17 protein-coding genes and 2 pseudogenes are annotated in these 19,649 nt (G+C 63.4%); 14 read left to right on the forward strand and 5 right to left on the reverse strand.

The window, feature by feature from the left end; genetic code table 11:
- The first annotated feature begins 11 nt into the window (after positions 1-11).
- Entirely contained in the window at positions 12-857 is an 846-nt protein-coding gene (locus tag L6444_RS13495) for an acyl-CoA thioesterase (protein WP_236983289.1), read from the forward strand.
- Between the two features lie 90 nt (positions 858-947).
- Here the strand turns inward: L6444_RS13495 and L6444_RS13500 are convergent, their stop codons facing one another.
- Entirely contained in the window at positions 948-1,871 is a 924-nt protein-coding gene (locus L6444_RS13500) for an NADP-dependent oxidoreductase (protein ID WP_236983291.1), read from the reverse strand.
- 140 nt (positions 1,872-2,011) lie between these two features.
- On the opposite strand from L6444_RS13500, the gene L6444_RS13505 reads away from it, so the two are divergent.
- The gene (locus L6444_RS13505) at positions 2,012-2,215 is read left to right on the forward strand and encodes a cold-shock protein (RefSeq protein ID WP_236983293.1); all 204 of its coding nucleotides are present in this window, start codon (positions 2,012-2,014) and stop codon (positions 2,213-2,215) included.
- A gap of 187 nt (positions 2,216-2,402) precedes the next feature.
- Here the strand turns inward: L6444_RS13505 and L6444_RS13510 are convergent, their stop codons facing one another.
- From L6444_RS13510 to L6444_RS13520, 3 genes are all read right to left on the reverse strand, one after another.
- Positions 2,403-3,185 (reverse strand): GAF domain-containing protein, encoded by a 783-nt coding sequence (locus tag L6444_RS13510; RefSeq protein WP_236983295.1) that lies wholly within the window; start codon positions 3,183-3,185, stop codon positions 2,403-2,405.
- Positions 3,186-3,246: 61 nt separating this feature from the next.
- On the reverse strand, positions 3,247-4,059 hold the full coding sequence (locus tag L6444_RS13515) for an ANTAR domain-containing protein (RefSeq protein WP_236983303.1): 813 nt from the start codon (positions 4,057-4,059) through the stop codon (positions 3,247-3,249).
- 75 nt (positions 4,060-4,134) lie between these two features.
- Positions 4,135-4,836 carry a GAF and ANTAR domain-containing protein gene (locus L6444_RS13520; protein ID WP_236983305.1) on the reverse strand — a complete coding sequence of 234 codons (702 nt, stop codon included), beginning with the start codon at positions 4,834-4,836 and terminating at the stop codon, positions 4,135-4,137.
- 373 nt (positions 4,837-5,209) lie between these two features.
- Here L6444_RS13520 and L6444_RS31120 point away from each other — a divergent pair, with 373 nt between their 5' ends.
- From L6444_RS31120 to L6444_RS13580, 12 genes and pseudogenes are all read left to right on the forward strand, one after another.
- Positions 5,210-6,163: an O-acetyl-ADP-ribose deacetylase gene (locus tag L6444_RS31120; RefSeq protein WP_370652831.1), complete on the forward strand. Its 954-nt coding sequence runs from the start codon at positions 5,210-5,212 to the stop codon at positions 6,161-6,163.
- A 667-nt stretch (positions 6,164-6,830) separates the two neighbouring features.
- Positions 6,831-7,937, forward strand: coding sequence for a tyrosine-type recombinase/integrase (locus tag L6444_RS13530; RefSeq protein WP_236983307.1), 1,107 nt, complete (start codon positions 6,831-6,833; stop codon positions 7,935-7,937).
- Positions 7,934-8,299, forward strand: a complete 366-nt coding sequence (locus L6444_RS13535) for a helix-turn-helix domain-containing protein (protein WP_236983309.1) — start codon at positions 7,934-7,936, stop codon at positions 8,297-8,299. The genes L6444_RS13530 and L6444_RS13535 overlap by 4 nt, the downstream gene beginning before the upstream one ends.
- Before the next feature lie 56 nt (positions 8,300-8,355).
- The gene (locus L6444_RS13540) at positions 8,356-9,798 is read left to right on the forward strand and encodes a hypothetical protein (protein ID WP_236983311.1); all 1,443 of its coding nucleotides are present in this window, start codon (positions 8,356-8,358) and stop codon (positions 9,796-9,798) included.
- Complete coding sequence (locus L6444_RS13545; protein WP_236983313.1) at positions 9,795-10,718, forward strand: hypothetical protein; 924 nt, start codon at positions 9,795-9,797, stop codon at positions 10,716-10,718. Before L6444_RS13540 ends, L6444_RS13545 begins: the two co-directional genes overlap by 4 nt.
- 14 nt (positions 10,719-10,732) lie before the next feature.
- Positions 10,733-11,710 carry a KAP family P-loop NTPase fold protein gene (locus L6444_RS13550; RefSeq protein ID WP_236983315.1) on the forward strand — a complete coding sequence of 326 codons (978 nt, stop codon included), beginning with the start codon at positions 10,733-10,735 and terminating at the stop codon, positions 11,708-11,710.
- Between the two features lie 108 nt (positions 11,711-11,818).
- On the forward strand, positions 11,819-12,490 hold the full coding sequence (locus L6444_RS13555) for a hypothetical protein (RefSeq protein ID WP_236983316.1): 672 nt from the start codon (positions 11,819-11,821) through the stop codon (positions 12,488-12,490).
- A gap of 502 nt (positions 12,491-12,992) precedes the next feature.
- A complete protein-coding gene (locus tag L6444_RS13560; protein WP_036446029.1) occupies positions 12,993-13,346 on the forward strand; it encodes a hypothetical protein in 354 nt (117 codons plus the stop codon).
- Between the two features lie 726 nt (positions 13,347-14,072).
- Positions 14,073-15,745: pseudogene (gene istA / locus L6444_RS13565) on the forward strand (IS21 family transposase).
- A 44-nt stretch (positions 15,746-15,789) separates the two neighbouring features.
- Positions 15,790-16,629: pseudogene (locus L6444_RS13570) on the forward strand (ATP-binding protein).
- 85 nt (positions 16,630-16,714) lie between these two features.
- Positions 16,715-17,350, forward strand: coding sequence for a hypothetical protein (locus tag L6444_RS13575; RefSeq protein ID WP_236983318.1), 636 nt, complete (start codon positions 16,715-16,717; stop codon positions 17,348-17,350).
- The gene (locus L6444_RS13580; RefSeq protein WP_236983320.1) at positions 17,347-18,102 is read left to right on the forward strand and encodes a TatD family hydrolase; all 756 of its coding nucleotides are present in this window, start codon (positions 17,347-17,349) and stop codon (positions 18,100-18,102) included. Before L6444_RS13575 ends, L6444_RS13580 begins: the two co-directional genes overlap by 4 nt.
- Positions 18,103-18,376: 274 nt before the next feature.
- Here the strand turns inward: L6444_RS13580 and L6444_RS13585 are convergent, their stop codons facing one another.
- Complete coding sequence (locus L6444_RS13585) at positions 18,377-19,342, reverse strand: hypothetical protein (protein ID WP_236983322.1); 966 nt, start codon at positions 19,340-19,342, stop codon at positions 18,377-18,379.
- Between the last annotated feature and the right edge of the window lie 307 nt (positions 19,343-19,649).

Below are 19,649 nucleotides of genomic sequence, written 5' to 3' on the forward strand. Positions count from 1 at the left end.
GATACGTCCCGATGTCTTCTTCGCTTACTGACGTGCTGGCCACGCTGGAACTCGCCCGGATCAACGATTGGCACTTCGCCGGGCAGCAGTTACCCGCCCCCGCCAACCACATCCTGGGTGGACACATCTCGGCGCAGGCGTTGTTGGCCGCGAGCCACACCGCGCCCGGACGCGTACCGCACAGCGTGCACACCTATTTCCTGCGGCCGGGGGATTCACGCCGGCCGGTGGACTTCGAAGTGGTCGATCTTCAAGAGGGACGCAGGTTTTCCGCGCGCCGGGTCACCGCGCGGCAGGACGGCAAGATCCTGCTGGAGGCGATGTCGTCGTTCAAGGTCGCCGATCCGACGTTCACTGACGTTGTCTACCAGCCTCCGATGCGGTCGGCGCCGGACCCGGAGACGTTGCCGTGGGTGCCACCGCACCTGGCCGAATCGCGGGAAAGCACCGCCGGGCGTTGGGCCAGCCTGCGCTGGTTCGAGCGCCGCGTCATTTATGCCGAGACCACACCACCGGTCCGTTCGCCGATGTGGTGGCGCCCCGACGGCGAGGTTCCCGACGACCCGGTGCTGACCGCGAGCCTGGTCGCCTATCTGTCGGCGGTGACGTTGACCGAACCGGCGTTCGTCGCCCGCGGTGGGGTCGGGCAGACCGTGCAGCGCGACCATTCGGTGTGGTTCCACGGGCCGGCTGTGCTGTCGGATTGGCTTCTTTACGAACGTTCTTCGCCGAGTAGCGCCGACTCCCTGGCGTTGGCGAGCGGGACGATGTTCAACCGGGACGGCAGTCTGGTGTGCACGGTACGCCAAGAGATGTACTATCCGTCGGGGCCAGGACTGCCTGCCGACACCCAGTGAAAACCGTTGCCAGATTAGTTCGTTCGGCTGCACTGAACAGCATGCTGGTGAAGTAACGTTGCGGCACAATAGATTTGGATGGCCGGGAGGCTATGTGCTTACTTCGATCACGACTTTGCCCATGGCATGGCCTTTTTCGACAGCGGCTACGGCGTCGGCCGCTTCATCGAGGGGTCGGACGTCCTGGATGTGCGGATCCAGCTTCCCGTCGGCGACCAGCTTGGCCACGATCTCGAGGACGCGGCAGGTACGGTCGCGCTCAATCATTCGTCCGCCCAGTTTCTGTGCCGTCTCCGGATCCGTAGCGGTGATGAGGTTGTCCCGATTGGACAGCAGCTCGGCAACAGCGAGCAAGCCGTCGCCACCGGCAAGATCGAGGATCGCGTCGACCCCGTCCGGCAGTATTTGCCTGATGCGCTCGGCCACACCGTCGCCGTAAGGCACCAGGGTGGCGCCCAGCGATTCCACCAGCGCGCGCTTGTCCTCGCTCGCAGTGCCGACGACGTTGATGCCGGCGTCTCGGGCGATCTGGGCCGCCGCGACGCCGACGCCACCGCTGATGCCGTTGATCAGCAGGGTCTGCCCTGCGGTGAGGTTCAGTTGCGTCACGCCGTCGTAGGCGGTGGCGGCGGCCACGGGGAGTGTCGCGGCCTCATTGAACGACACCTGCGGCGGCTTGGGTGCTGCCGCGGTCGCCGTCACCGGGGTGTATTCGGCGTATCCGCCCGACCCGGGAGCGACACTGCCGAAAACCTCGTCGTTGACGGAGAATCCCTCGACGTCTTGACCCACCTCCCGGACCACCCCGGACACCTCCGAACCGAGCACCCCCGGAAGATCACTCGGGTTCGCGGCGCCCAGCATCCCGGACCGGATTTTCCAGTCGACCGGGTTCACGCCTGCGGCGCGAACTTCCACAAGCAACTCGCCGGACAAGGGACTCGGCATCTCGAGGTCCAGGAACTCCTGAACTTCGGGACCACCGTTGCTGTTGTATCCAAATGCCTTGACCATGGCCTGCCGCGTACCCGACTCCCCACCGGCACAAACGCGCGAAAGCACCGCCGAGGAAGGAATCCGGGCCCGGATCAGGTAAGCTGTACCGCGAATGTGATTTGCATTCGCAAAGGTAAAACGAAAGAAGTACAAGAAATATGACGCAAGGAACCGTGAAATGGTTCAACGGCGAAAAGGGCTTCGGCTTCATCGCTCCCGATGACGGCAGTGCGGACGTGTTCGTCCACTACTCCGAGATCCAGGGCGGCGGCTACCGCACTCTGGATGAAAACCAGCGGGTTCAGTTCGAGGTTGGACAGGGTGCCAAGGGCCCCCAGGCCACCGGAGTGACCGCGCTCTGATCTTTACGTAACCTGTGGGCCGGTAGGGGATTGTCCCTTACCGGCCCACAGTTCGTTTATGCCCCCGGTGGTGCTGGGATCGCGCGATGTGCGAGTGAAAAGCCCACTGCGACTGAGTAATTCGTAAACGGTGACGATATGGCCGATTGATGGTCGAGCGCGTCGCGGTTGGACCGGACCCCCAACGTCACAGGTCGATATGTGGGGGCGAGATCAGATCTGGAGGTTGCAGCAGAGCGTCGAGCGCGGTGGGGTCATGGGGTGCGTTGTTGTGGGCGACCACCACGGCACGAGCGTGGGTGGTGGTGGTATGGCCGTGTTGGCGTGCCGAGCGGGCCAGGTGTGCGCGGGCGTCGTCGGCGCTGAGGGTGAGTCGTTCGGCGATGATGCCGGTGGCGGTAGCGATGAGAACACTGCCTTGCAAGACGGTGTTGATGGTCGCGGTGGTGTCGGTGGCTCGGTCCTTGATGGGTCCGATCGAGAGGGCCAGCGCGGTCAGATTGGCCAGGGTTTGACCGAAGTCGTTGGGCCGCAACGAGCCCCAGGGGATATCAGTGTGGATGACCAGGGCACCCAACGGCACGCCGAGGGAGGTCATGGGGAATGCACGCATGCCGCGCATGCCGGCCGCGGCAGCGTGTCGACGGTAGCGCTCCCAGCGGGTGTCGGTCTGCTCGCCAAGATCGTTGATCATGGTGACCGCGCCGCGGCGGGCGCTGTCGGCACCAGGTCCGGCCCGTTGGAAGCTCAGGTCGGCGCTGGTGGGTTCGCGCAACGCCTGGGCGACGACGTGTACGTCGCCGTCTTGGGCAGTGCGGCGGTGATCAAGAAGCACCACGACCGCCGCGTAGGCGTCAAAGCCCTGCCGAGCGTCGGAGGCCACCGTGTCGAGCAGGACGGGCAGGTCGAAGTCGGTGGTCAGCGTGGCCGTGAGATCGGCGATGGCCAACCGTATTTGCGCGTCACTCATTTCCGGCCCCCGTGGTGGGTCGGTGCCGCGCCGGGCTAGTGATGGAGGGTAGGGACATGAGTCACTGGTCTTTCGGTTCCTCGCGGTGCTCGCGAAACGACAGCCGGCGCTCGATCACTTCCGCGGCGACCGCTGTAAGGGTCTGCTGGTGGCTGAAACTGTAGGCGCGCAACAGATCCAGGGCGTCGCCGACGCTGATCTCGGCCTGCACAGCCACCATCCCGGCAGCGACGTGGATTTGGGATCGGGTGAACGGATCCGCCGGCCGGTGGGGATCGGCGGCGGACAGAATGACCGCATCGATCGCGGCTTGTGTGCTCTGGGCTGCGCTGAGGTGCGTGTCCCAATTGAATTGCAGCGTGCGGGCGATCGCGTCGGCGCAGGTGAGCGCAAAATGATGTTCGTTGTCGCCGAGCGCCCCGCCGCTGCGCCGGTAAAGCTCCAGCACGGCCTGCGGCCCCAGCGCTCCGGGCACCGGGAAGGCGAACACCGCGCGAACACCGAGCGCGATGATCTCGGCGGTGAAAACCGGCCACCGCACCGCGGCGTGACCGTCACCGAGTAGCTCGGGGTGTAGCTGGGGCTCATTGAGCTGGTGGGCGTCCAGACAGGGCCCTTCGCCGATGGTGAACTGCAGTTCGTCGATTTGTTGGGCCAGCGCGTCGGTGGCGTGTACGAGCTCACGCACCTGAGCGCGAGCGGTCAGTACCGCGACCGCGGCGCCGTCGGTGCCGGTGAGCCGGGCCGCGGTCTCACACATGGTGCCAACACCGGTGAACAATGCGTCGCTGGCGCGCGGCGTACCGGGGGCGGCGGGATTGTCGTCGGACGGGCGGCTCGTGCGGCCACGTTCGGGTGATGAATCATCTGCCACGACGGGCCACCCCAACCGTGGGCGCCACTCTGAACGCACGGTCAGCGCGCAGCGATCCCGGCACCGGCATTGTGCTCATCCGGGATCACGCCGTTCGGGGCCGCTGGCCACAATCTGCGAGGCCACGTCGCGCAACGGGATGTTCTGGTTTTGCGACAGCAGGCGCAGTAGGTCAAACGCCCGCACGGCGTCGACGTTGAAGCGCTCCATGATCATGCCCTTGGCCTGGCCGATCAAATCCCGGCTGGCCAGCGCGGATTCGAACTGGCGCTGACGGTTGACCGCGATCAGCGCCAACGCGGCGTGAGTGGCCAGCATCGCTCCGACCGCCTCGGCTTCGTGACTGAACGCACCGACTTTCTCGCTGAACAGGTTCAATGCGCCGCTGCCCGCGCCATGCGTGTAGAGCTGATAGGACAGCATCGAGTGCACACCGGTGTCCACGGCGATCGCGGTGAAGCTCGGCCAGCGCGGGTCAGTGCTCAGATCGTCACAGCGCACCACCGCGGTTGCTCGCGCGGCATCCAAGCAGGGGCCCTCACCGGTGTCACGTTGCGCGCCGTCCAACCGCGGCCCCACCGGGGAGGTGGACGCCACCGAGGTGAACACGCCGTTGTCGATGAGCAGCACGTCAGCCGCATCCACGGCCGGGAGGAGCCCCACCGCGGCGGCGGTCACCTCTGCCAAGGTCTGTTCGATCGGCGCGCCATCTTGGGCAAGGTCGCGAGTCAGGGCTTCCATCGTGGTCCGCAACAGATCGTGAAATTCGTTGCTCATATCCACACGCCCGTCATGTGCATGCTTCTCAGTATGGGGCCAGGGCCCACAAAAGCGCCGCTAGGCTGCGTGCCGTTGGTATCCGACAGCGACTACCCAGATTGTGGTGCACGGTTTCCGACCTGTCCGTGGACGAGCGTTTAGGGGACGGCCGTCGGCGTCTCGGTCTCGCAGTGCCGACGATTTCCGCGAGCGCACACGAATAGCGCAGCGCTGCATAGCAATTCATCACAGTGACAATTCAGAGCGGATGACGGGCCCGGGGCGCCATCGCGGAGCGATAAATGGATATACCTCACGGATGGGCTCCGGGTACTCATCCGGCGGAGCCGTCCATGGCACCGGTGTCGGTGCCCATATGCATACTGGCTGCGTGCTGACAATCACCGCGGTGCGTGGCGACATCACCCAGCAAGAGGTCGACGCCGTTGTCAATCCCGCGAACTCTGGCATGCGCGGGGGTGGCGGCGCGGATGGCGCGATTCATCGCGCAGGAGGCCCCGCAATCCTGCGCGACTGCATCGAGCGGTTCCCGAACGGACTGGCCACAGGCGACGCCGGATGGACGACAGCAGGCGACCTACCTGCCCAATGGGTGATCCACACGGTCGGGCCGAACTACAACGCCGGGCAGCGAGACCGGTCGCTGCTGGAGTCCTGTTACCGGCGGGCCATGGAAGTTGCTGACGAACTCGGTGTTCGAGTCGTCGCCTTTCCGCTCATCAGCACCGGCGCTTACGGCTGGCCACGCCAAGACGCAATCGCCGCCGCGATCGAAACCATTGCCGCCGTCAACTCTCGCGTCGACGAGGTGCGACTCGTGGCGTTCGACGCCGAGATGCACGAACAGATCTCCGCGGAGTTGGTTTCATGGACCCCAATCCGGATCCTGCAAGGCGTACGGGTCCTACATCAGCGCGGCTACCACCGGCTGCGCATCTTGCCGGGAATGAGCCCTTCAGGGATGTACTGGCGTGTCGCAATTACACTCAGCGACAATCTGATTGACGACCACGTCATCGACTGGCACACCGCATTGCACTACTCGACGGGCGGGCTCACAGAATTCGCCGCAGGAGAGGTAACGGTGACGACCAAACCCGAGAGGGTCGCTGATCTCATCTTGAACGAATTGCCCGACGCCGCTCCGACCAATGACGACCCCGCATACATCGCCTGGTTCGCCGAGCTCATCCGTACTGTCGAGCAGACGAAGGCATTGCCTGTCGCGTACGCCGACTACTTCGACGCCGATGGGTGGGAGATCGGCTGGGGCAGTGGCGTCAAGCATCCGCGACCACCCAGGCCGCCGGCTCATAGCTTCTAACCGGCTGGCTAGTTTCACCTGCTGCCGAAAGGGCGCGACGGGCCGAGAGTCACCGCTTTGCGAGAAGACGCCGCCGGGGCACGCGGTGTCGTTAATACGTCACTGTGACGAAAAATTGGGCGGTGGCACGGAAGTGGACAAGTGCACCCGCGAACGAGCGCGGTTGGCGGGACTTGGACGAATGGCGCATCACGCCAGCCTTCGGGGGGCGCCACGAGATGACATATGTGGGGGGCGCCACGAGATGACATATGCCGTGGGCGGTTAGAACTCGTGACGCCGGAAGGGCGAACTAGTTGAAGAAGGCGGAGATTCATCCGCAAAGCGACGCTTGGAAGTAAGTCGACAAGCTCTATGCGCCACAACGCCATTCCCAGTGAGTGCCGATAAGCGACATTATGTCAGGTTAACGTCGCCGTTTTCATCTGATGAATCATCCCCGCCTGGAGCTTGTTGGTCCCGGACGTCCGGGGCTGTTTCGCCATAACTGTTGCTTCGCAGCGTCTTTGATCTGTCGGGTTGGTTAGTTCCCGATGGCGCTGGCAGACGGCCGGCTCGACACGATGCGACGAGTGCCCTGCAGTTGATGGATCTACCTGGACCGATGTGGTAATGATTCATTAGATGATTCATTGAATCATCTAATGAGACCAGCTGGGAGGCCGAATTGCCAGTCGATAAGAGCGGTCGCGTGTTCCTGGTTGGCTCGGTACCGCTGCTGCATCCTGAGGTCCAAACGGTCGAAGAAATGCTCGAGGGATGGCGGAACCAGCAACTGTGTCGCAACCTCGATCACGACACGATCGACGGCCGTATCGGTCTGGTTCGCCGGTTCATCGGTCACACCAATGAGTTCCCCTGGTCGTGGACACCGGCCATCGTGGAAGAGTTCTTCGCCGATCTGCGCGGCATCAAGGGCCGGCGCCAGTCCACCATCCGTGGGTACCAGAACGGCCTTCGCCTGTTCTGTTCCTACATCGCTGACCCCGACTACGGCTGGGACCGCGTCTGTGAACAACGATTCGGCACGCACCCGGCCCAAGTGTTCTTTGCCTGGAATACCGCCATCCACGTTCAGGACAACGAGCAGGATCCCGAAAAGCGACCCTTCACAAAACAGGAGTTGCAGGACTTTTTCGACCACGCCGACGACCAGGTCACTGTGATCGCCGCCACGAAGAAGAAGGGTTGGTTGCCGGCATACCGGGACGCGGTCATGTTCAAGGTCGCCTACTCCTATGGCGTCCGGTTTAACGAACTGCGGCACCTGCAGACCGTCGACTTCTCCCGAAACCCGCACGCGCCGGAGTTCGGTCGCTACGGCGTGGTTAAGGTCCGCTACGGCAAGGCCAAGAAAGGCTCCCCACCCAAACGCCGCACCGTGTTGACAGTGTTCGACTGGACACCGGAGATCATCGCCGACTGGCTCACTCACGGCCAGCCGTACCTCGACGACGGCATTGATCTGTTCCCCAGCGAGCGTGGCGCCCTGGTCGCCGAACGCACCCTGCTGCGCCGATTCCGCCGGTACTGCAACGACCTCGAGCTCTCCGCCGGGCTGGATCTGCACTCCTTCCGACGGTCCTACATCACCCACCTCATAGAAGACGGCTGGGACGCCAAGTTCGTCCAAGACCAGGCCGGCCACGATTACGCCAGCACCACCTCGCTCTACACCGGCGTCTCCAGCGACTTTCGCACCCGGACCCTACGAAGGGTGCTCGACCGAACCATCAAGGACGCCCTGTCTTTCGGTGAGGAGGAGACATCGTGAAACGCGAAGTCGACTACACCTGGCGCCTGGCCGAGCTAATGGCCGCGCACGGCATGCACAACAGCACCGACCTCATCCCCCGACTGGCCGAGCGTGGAGTGCAACTGTCCCGCCCGCAGGTCTACCGCATCGTGCACCAACGCCCCGAACGCGTCGCCCTGCAGCTCATGGCAGCACTATGCGACATCCTGGGCTGCGGCGTCGAAGATCTTGTGACCGTAACCGCCACCGACGTCCGCAAGAAGAAGACCGCCTCCGGCACCGTTGCGCCACCCAACGTCGTCGAACTCAACAAGTCAGTCCGCCCGCGGCGAGCACGTGTGGTCACCGATGACAAATTGATGCCACCCCTCGATCTGTAAGCCGCGGCCGACCACGTGTGACTAACGGGGCCGTCGAATGCAGCCGCTGCCACCGCATGGCCAACAGACTGCGGGTCTACTGGCCGGGCGATCAGCTGTGCAACAGCTGCTTCTACACGGCCATGCGCACCCACGGGCTCTGCCCGACCTGCGGACACGACGGCGTCCTGCCCGGCCGCCGAAACCGCGCCGACCCACGCCCCGTATGCATGACCTGCGCCGGTATCCCCGGCAACTTCACCTGCACAATCTGCCAATGCGAAGGCGAGATGTACCGCCGCGGCCAATGCGCCCGCTGCGCCCTACGCGACGACCTCTGCAAGATTCTTCTCCACCATCCCGCCGACCTCACTGCCATGCAGACTTTGATCGAAGTGCTCTGCGGCGTCGACCGGCCGGAACGTATCCTGACCTGGAAACGCAACATCGAGGTACTGCAGCTGCTTGGCGGAATCACCTCCGGCGCAATACCACTCACCCACGACGGCCTCACGGCGGCGGGTCGCGGTAAACACGTCAGCCACCTGCGGTCAATCCTGGAACACCACGGGCTGCTCCCGCCACGCGACGAGCACCTCGCACGGTTCGAACTGTGGCTGGCCGCAAAACTCGATGCCATCGACTCCCCCACAGTTCGCACCCCGGTCGAGCAGTTCGCGAGCTGGCACCACCTACGCCGCCTTCGCAGTGAATCCAAACCCGGCCAATCATCCGACGGCCCAAAGCGATCGGCGAAACAAGAGATCACCGAAACCATCAGATTCCTCACCTGGCTTGAACACACTCACCAGCGCACCATCGCCGACTGCACGCAACAAGACGTCGATGAGTACCTCACCTCAGGCCCGACCACCCGTCACCTGATCCGAACATTCTTCATCTGGGCCAAAAAGAGCAAGCTCAACGTCGCCGTGCTGATCGGATTCAGAGAGGCGAAAACCGCCCCGACGATCACCCATGACCAACGCCTCGCCTGGCTCAAAGAACTGCTCACTGGCGACTCCGAAACCCTGCCCTACCGTATTGCCGGCATCCTGCTGCTGCTCTACGCCCAGCCACTAACCAAGATCGCCGCCCTACAGTCGACGGCCATCTCCTACGCCGACGGAGAGACCCGAATTGCGCTCGGGAAGGAGCCGATATCGGTTCCCGAACCCTTCGCCTCTCAGCTCAACTATCACCGCTACAACCGACCGAACCTCCGGACAGCCGGTGGCGCGATCGGCACGCCCTGGCTGTTCCCCAGCAGCCGACCCGGACGGCATATTGACCCGCAGGCCATCATGCAACGCCTGCGGGCGCTAGGCGTCAACATGCTCGGATCACGCAACACCGCTCTCCAAGGAACTGTCTCCGAGATCCCCGCTCCCCTGGTCGCCGAAATGTTCGGATACAGCGACCAAGTCACTCAACGCCACGCTGCGCTCGCGGGAACGACCTGGGCCAACTACGCGACTGCACGGAACGTGGCGAATTCGAAGAAGGAAGCGGATTGGTGAATCTCCCTGAGCATGAGGAGCGATACATCCGGGACTACGTCAACAGCCAATCGCCCGACGATGATCAGGCTGGGTTGGTCCAAAAGATTGGATCGCGACGCGTCCTGGGCCGTACCCACGAAACCTACGATGTGCATTGCACATCCACGCGCTGGTGGGTGATCAGCAACCCCACTAATCTCTACCTACAGACGGACTTCCCGCAGGCCGAACAAGCATTGATATTTCACATCGGCCTCGGTGCAATGATCGCCGAACGGAGTCGGTCGGAAATCGACAGCGAGGACGAAGTCCACGTCTCCACGTCGTGGCGTCGCTACCGTCAGGCAGTTCTGGCGATGAACGAAGCGACCGAAGCCGAGGACTACCAAGCCGTCGGAATCAAGTGCCGAGACGCGCTCATCGCTATGGCGAAAGGACAGGTTGACGCGGAATGGTTAGGCGGGTCGCCGAGGCCACCTAAAGCCGCGGACTTCAAAAGCTTGGGCAATATCTATGCAGACCGTCTCGCCGACGGGCGCATGCGGTCTTATGTAAAAGCCCTCTCGGAAAAGACTTGGGATCTGACGGTCTGGCTCCAACATTTCAGCAATGCAACCGAATTCGACGCAGACATCGTCCTCGGCGCTACGGCGCATCTGCTCAGCACATTCGGTAAATTGATTCGCCGAACCGAATCCGACGAACCCGAGCGATGTCCTCGATGCGAGTCCTACAAACTTGCTGAGGACATCGAACCCGATGACTCTGGCGAAGGATTTTACGAGTCCATCGTCTGCAGCGCGTGCGACTGGCGATCAGAGCCCACCTACACCTCATGGGCTGAACACCTCAAAGACGCTGACATCGAAGGATACTTATCCGGGCCGGGCTCGGTCTGTGCGACCGGTTGCACCATGACCACAACGATGACGAAGTGATAGCGAGGCAGGCAATGGCGGCGACACCCCCACAGATCCGGCTCTGGGACGACAACCCCAGCACCTTGGACCTCCTCGGGTTTGACGCCGTGGTCGAGCCAATCGTTGCCGCGGTCCGCGAACGCAACATCCATCCGCTTACGCTGTCGGTGCAGAGCCCGTGGGGCGGCGGGAAGTCCACGATCCTGAAGCTCATCGAGGCCGAATTCAAGGACGACGACACCTGCTTCGTCGTCTCCACCAACCCGTGGGCCTACGACGACCAGGTGGACGTCAAGGGCACGCTGATCTCTGAGATTCTGCATGGCATCGAGAGTCAGATCCCCGATCCAAGTATCAAGGCCAAGGTCGCTGAGAAGGCGAAGGAGCTGCTCGGACGCATCAGCTGGAGCCGCGCTGCGGTCGCTATCGCCAAGGGAGCACTGACATTCCAGGTCGATCCGAAGCAGATCGCTGAGATCTTCCAGCCCAAGGACCCGATTGGGGGGCCGGACTCGATGGCGGGCTTCAACGACGCCTATAAGGAACTGCTCGCGCTGATCCCGAACGTCGAGCGCGTGGTCATCCTAGTCGACGACCTCGATCGCTGCCTACCAGATGCAGTGACGGCAACGCTGGAGGCCATCAAGCTCTTCCTCTCAACTGAGAAGATGGTGTTCGTCTTGGCAGCGGATCAGGACATGGTTCGAGACGCCATTTCAGTCAGCCTGGATGGTGCTCGACGCGGCGACATCTTTGCCAAGCGCTATCTGGAGAAGATCGTTCAGCTTCCGATCGCGCTGCCGCGCCTGTCCGCCACCGACGCAGAGGCATACATCGGCCTCTTGATCGCCGGCCGCTCGATGAAGGAGACGGACCTGCGTGTCCTAGCTGCGCACGTTCGTGCGCGACGGAACGCCCATCAGACCCCGCTGCTGCACGACTTCGAAGCACTGGCCGTCAAACCGGCCGAGGACGATCTCGCGCTGGCGACCCAGCTCGCCGAAGGCTGAAGTGCGGACCGCCGCTCGAATCCCCGCCAGATCAAGCGCTTCCTCAACGCGTTCGGTGTCCGGGAGTCCATCGCTCGCGCTCGCGGCGTTACGATCCCGCCAGCCGTCATGATCAAGATGCTGCTGCTGGAAGAACTCCACCGCACGTCCTTTAACACCTTGGCGGCCGCGAATGTCCAAGAGCGCAAGACGATGGTGGCCCGATGGGAGGCATGGTCGAACCCATCAGGTGAGGAGGGCGAGGACGCGACCCTTCCAGAGGGGATCGACGAATCGACAAAGGAGTGGGCCGCCGCCCCCCCTTCTCTCAGCAGCGAGAACCTTGATCCCTATCTCACACTCGCCGCGAGCTTGATCAACGTCAGCATGGGTGCTCAAGTCTCCGATGAGGTGCTCGCGCACATCAACGACTTGCTGGGTGCGAGTGAAGCTGCACGGAACGTGGCCGCCGACTCCCTGAGCGAGCGCGGCGAAGACGAACAGCTGGCAGCCCTGGATGTTCTGTTCGCGACGACCAAGCGTATGGAGGACGGCGAAGCGGTGATCCGCGGCGCCGTGCTCTGGGTGGGGAAGACTCCCGCACTGGAGCAAGCAGCAGCAGCCGGAGTCGAGGCCCACTGCTGGGGAGTACGTCTGACCCCAGGAGCCGTCGTCGAACTCGCGACCAGCGGACGACCCGCGCTCATTGGGCTGGTGCGACGCGCGGCTCAGGACACCTCGCTGCACCCTTCCACTCAGGCGGCGGCATGCGAGGAACTGGAACAGCTCGATGGGAACTAGCGGCGCTTACGGCGGTAGCAACTCCGCCGAATGGAACGACTTCCGGGAAGCGTGGTCAGACCTCGGCTCAGGGAGCACCGAGACCAGCACCGGCGATCCAGACCCAGCCCAATCTCCCGATTATCTCTATGAGCCGACGCAATCGGCGTCCGACCTCGACCGCGTCGGTCAAGCACTCATCGACGCCCTCTGGCGCGACGACCCGGCCACCAGAGGAAAAGCCGTCCCGACCATTCCCCGCCCCCGTATCCCCGGCCGCCGCGGAGCCGGCGCAGAAGGAGCAGGCGGAGCGGGAGCCGGCCAAGGCTCCGCAGGGGCTGGCCGGTCTGGGAGCAGGTCCACTCGCCAGATAATCGGAGGAGCCGCACGCGGCGGCGCGACGATCGGAGCGGCGTACGCCCTGCGGGACCGCGATGCCCAGAGGCTGTCCGACTACGGCCTCAGTCTCGCCGAGTTCGACTCCTTCAGCCCACGCGCTCGGATCAGCAGGCTGGTCACTCTCATGATCGGAGACGACGGGCACCCCGACGACCGAGCCATTCGCCAAGCAGCTACGGAACAGGTCAAGAAGATCGTCGCAACCGAGGGCGAACCTCCAACCGCGACCGAAGCAATCAAGGGCTTCGTCAGCGCCTATATCTTCCAACTCGGGCTCGTCGAACTCCAAGACCAGATCACCAACGGAACGCTCGACGGTAACGAGGCGGTCGTGCGCGAGCGCATGCTGCGAGGCTGGATCGACGCGAAGGTTCGTGGCCTCGACATCGACGCCAGCCCCGCACTCTCAGCGAACGCCCTACATCAGGCGGCTGCAGATCTTGCCCAACGAGCAGTTCGCGTCCTGAGGGCGAGGTAGACGACATGCCGCTATCGCATTTCCACCTATCTGGCGAAGACTCCACGAACGAAAGCCCGGCGGATCATCACCGTCTGCGGTGGCCCACCGCGGCCGGCGAAACCGACACCGTCAAGAGTGCCGTCGGGTGGTCGCTGCCCTCACTGGGCCCAGTCCCGACGCAGGCCATCGATCTGGTTCGCATCGCTGGTGGTGCATACCTCGTCGACCGGCTCTCCGGCAGGCCGAGCGCATTCACCCGACGACTTCACCTCACTGTCGAGGTCACGGATCCCACGCCATGGGAAAGGCGAAGCGATCACCCAACTCGCCCAGCTGCTGTTCTGGCTCACCGGTGACACCTGGGAGCTCGAGCTAACCCAGGACCCCATCACCCCCGAGGATTCGGCCGCCCAAACCTCTGAAGGACTGGAGGCTATCGCACTGCTCAGCGGAGGACTTGACTCCTATCTTGGCGCACTGCACCTACTCTCCACTCTGAGGCGAGCCGCCGCTATTCGTCGGCCACTACGACACCGCCACCGCCGTCCGTCGTGCCCAGAACACCGTCCGCAAATGGCTCCAGGAGGCCTTCTCCCCCGTGGCTATGACAGTTTGATTCAGGACCGGTGTGACGGCCTGATTCAGGACCACCTTCTTTCAGACCGGTGTGTTGTGACGGTTTGATTCAGGACCACCCTCGACGGTTGGCGTGTCGATTATTGGCTCGCTGTCGGAGGGTTCCGGATGGGAAGTCGTGTGGAGCTGTTCGCCCAGATACGTAGGGACGCCCGGGTCGAGGGTTTGGGTATTCGGGCGCTTGCTCGTAAGTACAAGGTTGGCCGGGATACGGTCCGGCACGCGTTGGCGAATCCGGAGCCGCCGAGGCGGAAGACACCGGTGCGGGAGTCGCCGAAACTGGGCCCGCTCAAACCTGCGATTGATGCGATGCTGCGGACCGATCTGGATGCGCCCGCAAGCAACGCCACACTGCGACAAGGATTTGCAATCGTCTGGCCGATGAACACGGCGTTGAGGATGTGTCGTATTCGTCGGTGCGTGACTATGTCCGGGTCCGTCGTGCGGAGATCATCGCCGAGTCCGGTAAGCAGGCGCAGGAAGCGTTCGTGCCGCAGGAACACCCGCCCGGCGCTGAAGCTGAGGTTGATTTCGGCGAGGTTCACGTCATCCTCGCTGGTGTCAGAACCCGCTGCTACATGTTCGTTTTCCGAATGTCGATGTCCGGCAAGGCAGTCCATCGGGTGTATGCGACTCAGTCGCAGGAGGCGTTCCTCGAAGGCCACATCGAAGCATTCGACGTGATCGGCGGCACCGGTGCGCCATATCCGCTACGACAACTTGAAGTCTGCGGTCACCTCGGTGGTGTTCGGCCGCGGTCGGGGCAGGGTCGAGAACGACCGGTGGGTGCTGTTCAGATCGTTCTACGGGTTCGACCCGTTCTACTGCCAGCCGGGAGTGAAAGGCGCCCACGAGAAAGGCGGAGTCGAGGGCGAGATCGGACGTTTCCGCCGCACCTGGCTCACGCCCATGCCGGAAGTGGACTCGCTGTCAGAGCTCAACGACTACATCCGCCGCTGCGAAGCACGTGAGGATCATCGGCGGGTCACCGGCCGGCTGCACACCGTGGGCCAGGACTTCCAGACCGAACGAGAACATCTCGCCGCTCTGCCTGCCGAGCGGTTCGACCCGGGCTGGTGCTGCATCCACGGGTGGACCGGTCGGCGCTGATCACGGCGCGGTCGGCGAAGTACTCGGTTCCCGCCCGGTTGATCGGACGCAAAGTCAGGGTGTCGCTGCGGGCCTCGGAGTTGGTCGTCTTCGACGGCCGCACTATCGCCGCACGCCATGAACGCGTCACGACCCGCAACGGGCAATCGATCAACCTCGACCACTATCTGGAGGTGTTGCACTGCAAACCCGGCGCGTTGCCCGGCTCCACCGCGCTTGCTCAGGCCCGCGCCGCCGGCACTTTCACCGCAGCGCACGAGGCGTTCTGGCAGCAGGCCCGCCGCGTCGACGGCGATGCTGGCGGGACTCGCTCGCTAATCGACGTGCTGCTGCTGCACCGCAGCATGCGCGCTACCGATGTGATCGCCGGGATCCACGCCGCCCTGTCGGTCGGTGCCGTTTCAGCGGATGTGGTCGCGGTCGAAGCACGCCTGCATGCCGCCGGTGGTGGTCTCGAATCAGACCGTCACGCCGGTAACCATGCCAATACCGTCGATTACCGGGTCGTCAGTCTGACCCAGCGCCGCCTGGCTGATCCAGCGACCGTGATCGCCGGCCTGCCACCCGACACCCGGCCGCTGCCTGACGTCGCGGCCTACGACGAGCTGCTCCAACGCAGACCCCCAACACCGCCACCCGGTGACGGAATGGAAGGAACGACTGGATCATGAGCACGGCCACGAAAGTCACCAACACCCTGCGCCGCCAACGCGGGATGACCCCACAAGCGGCCCAAGCCGCCGTCGATTCCGCATGCCGACGCCTGCGGTTGCCGACCGTGCGTGCGGTGATCGACGAAGCAGTGAAAGTCGCCGAGCGTGAACAGCTCACCTACCACGGCTTCCTCGCCGAACTGCTCCTGGCCGAATGCGATGACCGGGACCGCCGATCCACCTTGCGGCGAGTCGCAGCGGCCGGGTTTCCACGTCAGAAATGGTTGGGCGACTTCGATTTCGACGCCAACCCAAACATCAACGCCGCCACCGTACATACCGTCGCCCAAGGCGATTGGATACGCCGAGGCGACCCGCTCTGCCTGATCGGCGACTCGGGCACCGGCAAGTCCCACCTGCTCATTGGTGTGGGCACCGCCGCCGCCGAGCAAGGCTTCCGCGTCCGCTACACACTGGCGACCAAACTGGTCAACGAACTCGTCGAGGCCGCCGATGAAAAGCAACTCGCCCGCACGATCGCCCGCTACGGCCGCGTCGATCTTTATGTATCGACGAACTCGGCTACATGGAACTCGACCGCCGGGGCGCGGGTTGCTGTTCCAAGTACTCACTGAACGCGAGGAAAAGGCGTCAGTAGCCATCGCATCTCCACGAGTTTCTCCGGCTGGACCAAAACCTTCACCGACCCCCGACTCTGCGCCGCGATCGTCGACCGACTCACCTTCCACGGCACCATCATCGAAACCGGCACCACCTCATACCGGCTCAGCCATACCCGCGGTAGCAGCTCGCGATCACAGCCTACGAAGACGCCTGAGCCACCACCTCCTCGCCGAGGTGGTCCCGAATCAAGCCGTCACAGTGGTCCTGAGTCAGGTTGACATAGAGACCCCCGCGCCCTCATACACCCAGATCGAGTTCGCACAAGTCGCGGACAAGAAAGAGAGCTCCAGCCGAAGCAGATCCTTGCTCTTCGTCGCACTCGGGATCGCCGTCGCAACCAGCCGTGGCGTCTCCACCCTCTTCGTGCCAGAGAACGGATTCACCAGCCTGAACCTGCCACTGCATCCCAACCGGGCCGGTGCGCTCTCCACGCGCTCCACCCACCCCGAAACCTTCTACCGAGTCAACGCGCTCCTTCAGGCGATCGACCTTGCAGTAACGGTGACTAACCCCTTCGCCTCATATACCAAAGGTGAAGAGATGCGCCTCGTCGCTGATAGCCACCCACCGAGCGGCTGGGATCGCGTCGCAGGACTCACGGTCTCATGCAGCAAGCTGGACGGCGCTCGGATCAAGGGTGGCAACTCCACCCTCAACTGTGGCCTTTGCTACGCGTGTATCACCCGTCGTGGCGCATTCATCGCGGCCGGCGTCGACGACCCGACCATCTACCTGTCCAACGAACTCACAGGAGACGCGCGCCTTGAACTCCTGGAACGGCGCTATAGCGACCGGGCCGCAATCTCCTACGCGACAACCCGCGGTATCGACGACGACGCGATTGACGCAGGCACCTGGCCCCCAGACGCCGACCTCGACCAGATCAGCGAACTCGCCCGCCGCGGGCTTGCCGAACTCGGGAAAGTGGCCCTGACGTGACCGGCTCCATCCTCCCCGCATTGGACGCGCACGCCCACATCGCACCGGACGTCACGCCAGCACAGATCGCGGCGCTCGGGCAGTCCGTGGTCTTCGCGATGACTCGAAGCCTGCACGAAGCTCGCCAAGTCCGGAACCGACGAGAGACTGCACTTGTCTGGGGGATCGGTGTCCACCCCGGCGTAGCGATAGCACGCGAGGCATGGGATTCGGAGCAGTTCACTGATCTCCTTGGCTCTTTCGCATTGGTCGGTGAGATCGGTCTGGACCGTCGTGGCGGTGACATGGCGCGGCAGCGCTCGATATTTAAGGAGCTGCTGAGTATCGTCCGTGACGAACCGGTGCTGCTCTCCATCCATAGCAGCGGTGTCGCAACCGAGGTTGTCGAGCACCTCCACGACGCCGACATGCGCGGCGCGATCCTGCATTGGTTTAACGGTGATGCCACCGACGTCGCACGCGCCCTCGAAGCCGACGCCTACTTCTCGGTTAACGCTGCGATGTCCGAAGACCAGATCCGGCTGCTGCCCCCTGAAAGGGTCCTGTGCGAGACGGACTTTCCTGCTCGCAAGGTCCGCGCTCGTAAACCCGCCGACATACAACGAATCGAACAGCGCCTGAGCCAGTTCTGGAACAAGACACCCGAAGAAGTCCGCGCCCAAACCTGGTGGAACCTCCGCACCCTGTGTGAACAATCCGGAGCCATCGAACGACTCCCGGAGTCTGTTGCAGACACCCTCCTCTACCTATAGGGCCCATGGGCCATCAGTGGCCCACTCCCTGCCAGGAATACGGCGCAATCGAATATGGCCGGGTTACTAGCAGAGTCAAATTAGATTGCCCTGCAATTGGTTTCGCAGAATGCTAACTACCGCACCTTTGCAGATTCCCAGGGTACGTTGACATGGATGAGAACACCAGCCGCGATAGGGCTCCGCCCCCGGCACGGCACCCCGGGCAAGGTCTGCGACAGCCAAAAGGGTTCTTCGGCTTTTGGTTTCGAGCGCGGGCGCTGTCGAGCCAGCATCACTGCGGCGGTGATGATTTCCGCCAGGGTGGTATGCCTGTCTGTCCATACAGCGCACGCTGTAGGCGGCCGAGTGCAGGCCGCGGCGTCTCGTTGTGGTATTCCCGATACACGCCGAAAGCCACCAACACGTTACCCATGAATTTGCTGTCGTCATCGAGGCCCTTCGTTCCCTCATCGAGGTAGTCGTGCATCGTTTCGCCAGTTGCCCCTTCTGCGAGACGCTTATTGATCTCGCGGTACATCATCAGAGCCCATGAGGCACTAATTCGCGCGCGATGTCGATGCAGCCAGAGTTCACGGAACACTCTGAGTTCGGGCGTGACGTCGACATCGGTGAAGTAAGTGGAGGCGCCTGCGGGGATCTTCCAAGCCGAACGTCGCTTCGACCGGGTGGCCCATTTGCGGCCTACCGCGTGGGCTGATCCTCGTACAGTGATTGCGCCGGCGCGGGTGCCGTGTTCGTGGGCGGCGAGAGCGGGCCACAGGTAGAGCTCTGCAGTAATGTGTCCGCCCGGCTCCAGCCGGATGGGGTTCGCCAGGTCGGGCGTCAGATCCTTCGGATCGGTTTCCTTTTGGAGGAACTGCCACGTCTGGATGGTTGAACGCCGTCGCCGTGGGGTCCAGCGATAGCGGCGCCGGACCTCGTAAGAGATGTTCTCGACCGACACCGCTGTGCGGCCCACGTTGGTGACCCTTATTCGGCCGTACTCAATGCCGAAGGGCGACATGTCGTTCATGCCGGATCTTGCAATGTCTGTGAAGGCGGGCCGTCCACGACCGGTCGTGCTCCACGTTTGCCGCCCACCTTCGTCGGCGTAGCAGAACACCAGCTGCACCTTGAGCCGCGCTCCCGAGAGCTTGTACAGGGCGAGATTGGCCAGGAAACCGAGGAGCGCCACGGTCGCGCTGCATATCGAGACGACGAGTGCGGCGATTGATAGTCCGCTAACGGGATCAGCCACGCTACGTAAGCCTAGGTCGCCGGCGGCCACTTCTTCGCAAAGGAAATCCGTGTACCGCTCACGCGTCGCGGATGTCTACCTAGTCGCGCTCTGGCTGGACGCGCACCCCCCCCCCCCTCGTTCGCCATCGCCGCGTCCAGATTGACCGGGTAGGCACCTCAGCAAACCACCGAACCACGCCCCGCTCCACACGATGCACCGGAACACGTGTCGCAACGATTATGTGCGGACGGGGCCTCTACCCCGCTGCGCCCTCAGGCGCCCGCGACTAATACCGGAGGAATACGGCGGAATCGTATATGGCGGG

The sequence above is a fragment of the Mycobacterium kiyosense genome, assembly GCA_021654635.1.
GTDB lineage: Bacteria > Actinomycetota > Actinomycetes > Mycobacteriales > Mycobacteriaceae > Mycobacterium > Mycobacterium kiyosense.

What these genes read in the sequence shown, in the direction of transcription:
- L6444_RS13555 (WP_236983316.1), top strand. Translation starts at nt 11,819, where the DNA reads ATGATCAAGATGCTGCTGCTGGAAGAACTCCACCGCACGTCCTTTAAC.
- L6444_RS13560 (WP_036446029.1), top strand. Translation starts at nt 12,993, where the DNA reads ATGATCGGAGACGACGGGCACCCCGACGACCGAGCCATTCGCCAAGCA.
- L6444_RS13550 (WP_236983315.1), top strand. Translation starts at nt 10,733, where the DNA reads ATGGCGGCGACACCCCCACAGATCCGGCTCTGGGACGACAACCCCAGC.
- L6444_RS13495 (WP_236983289.1), top strand. Translation starts at nt 12, where the DNA reads ATGTCTTCTTCGCTTACTGACGTGCTGGCCACGCTGGAACTCGCCCGG.
- L6444_RS13540 (WP_236983311.1), top strand. Translation starts at nt 8,356, where the DNA reads ATGGCCAACAGACTGCGGGTCTACTGGCCGGGCGATCAGCTGTGCAAC.
- L6444_RS13500 (WP_236983291.1), bottom strand. Translation starts at nt 1,871, where the DNA reads ATGGTCAAGGCATTTGGATACAACAGCAACGGTGGTCCCGAAGTTCAG.
- L6444_RS13505 (WP_236983293.1), top strand. Translation starts at nt 2,012, where the DNA reads ATGACGCAAGGAACCGTGAAATGGTTCAACGGCGAAAAGGGCTTCGGC.
- L6444_RS13510 (WP_236983295.1), bottom strand. Translation starts at nt 3,185, where the DNA reads ATGAGTGACGCGCAAATACGGTTGGCCATCGCCGATCTCACGGCCACG.
- L6444_RS13520 (WP_236983305.1), bottom strand. Translation starts at nt 4,836, where the DNA reads ATGAGCAACGAATTTCACGATCTGTTGCGGACCACGATGGAAGCCCTG.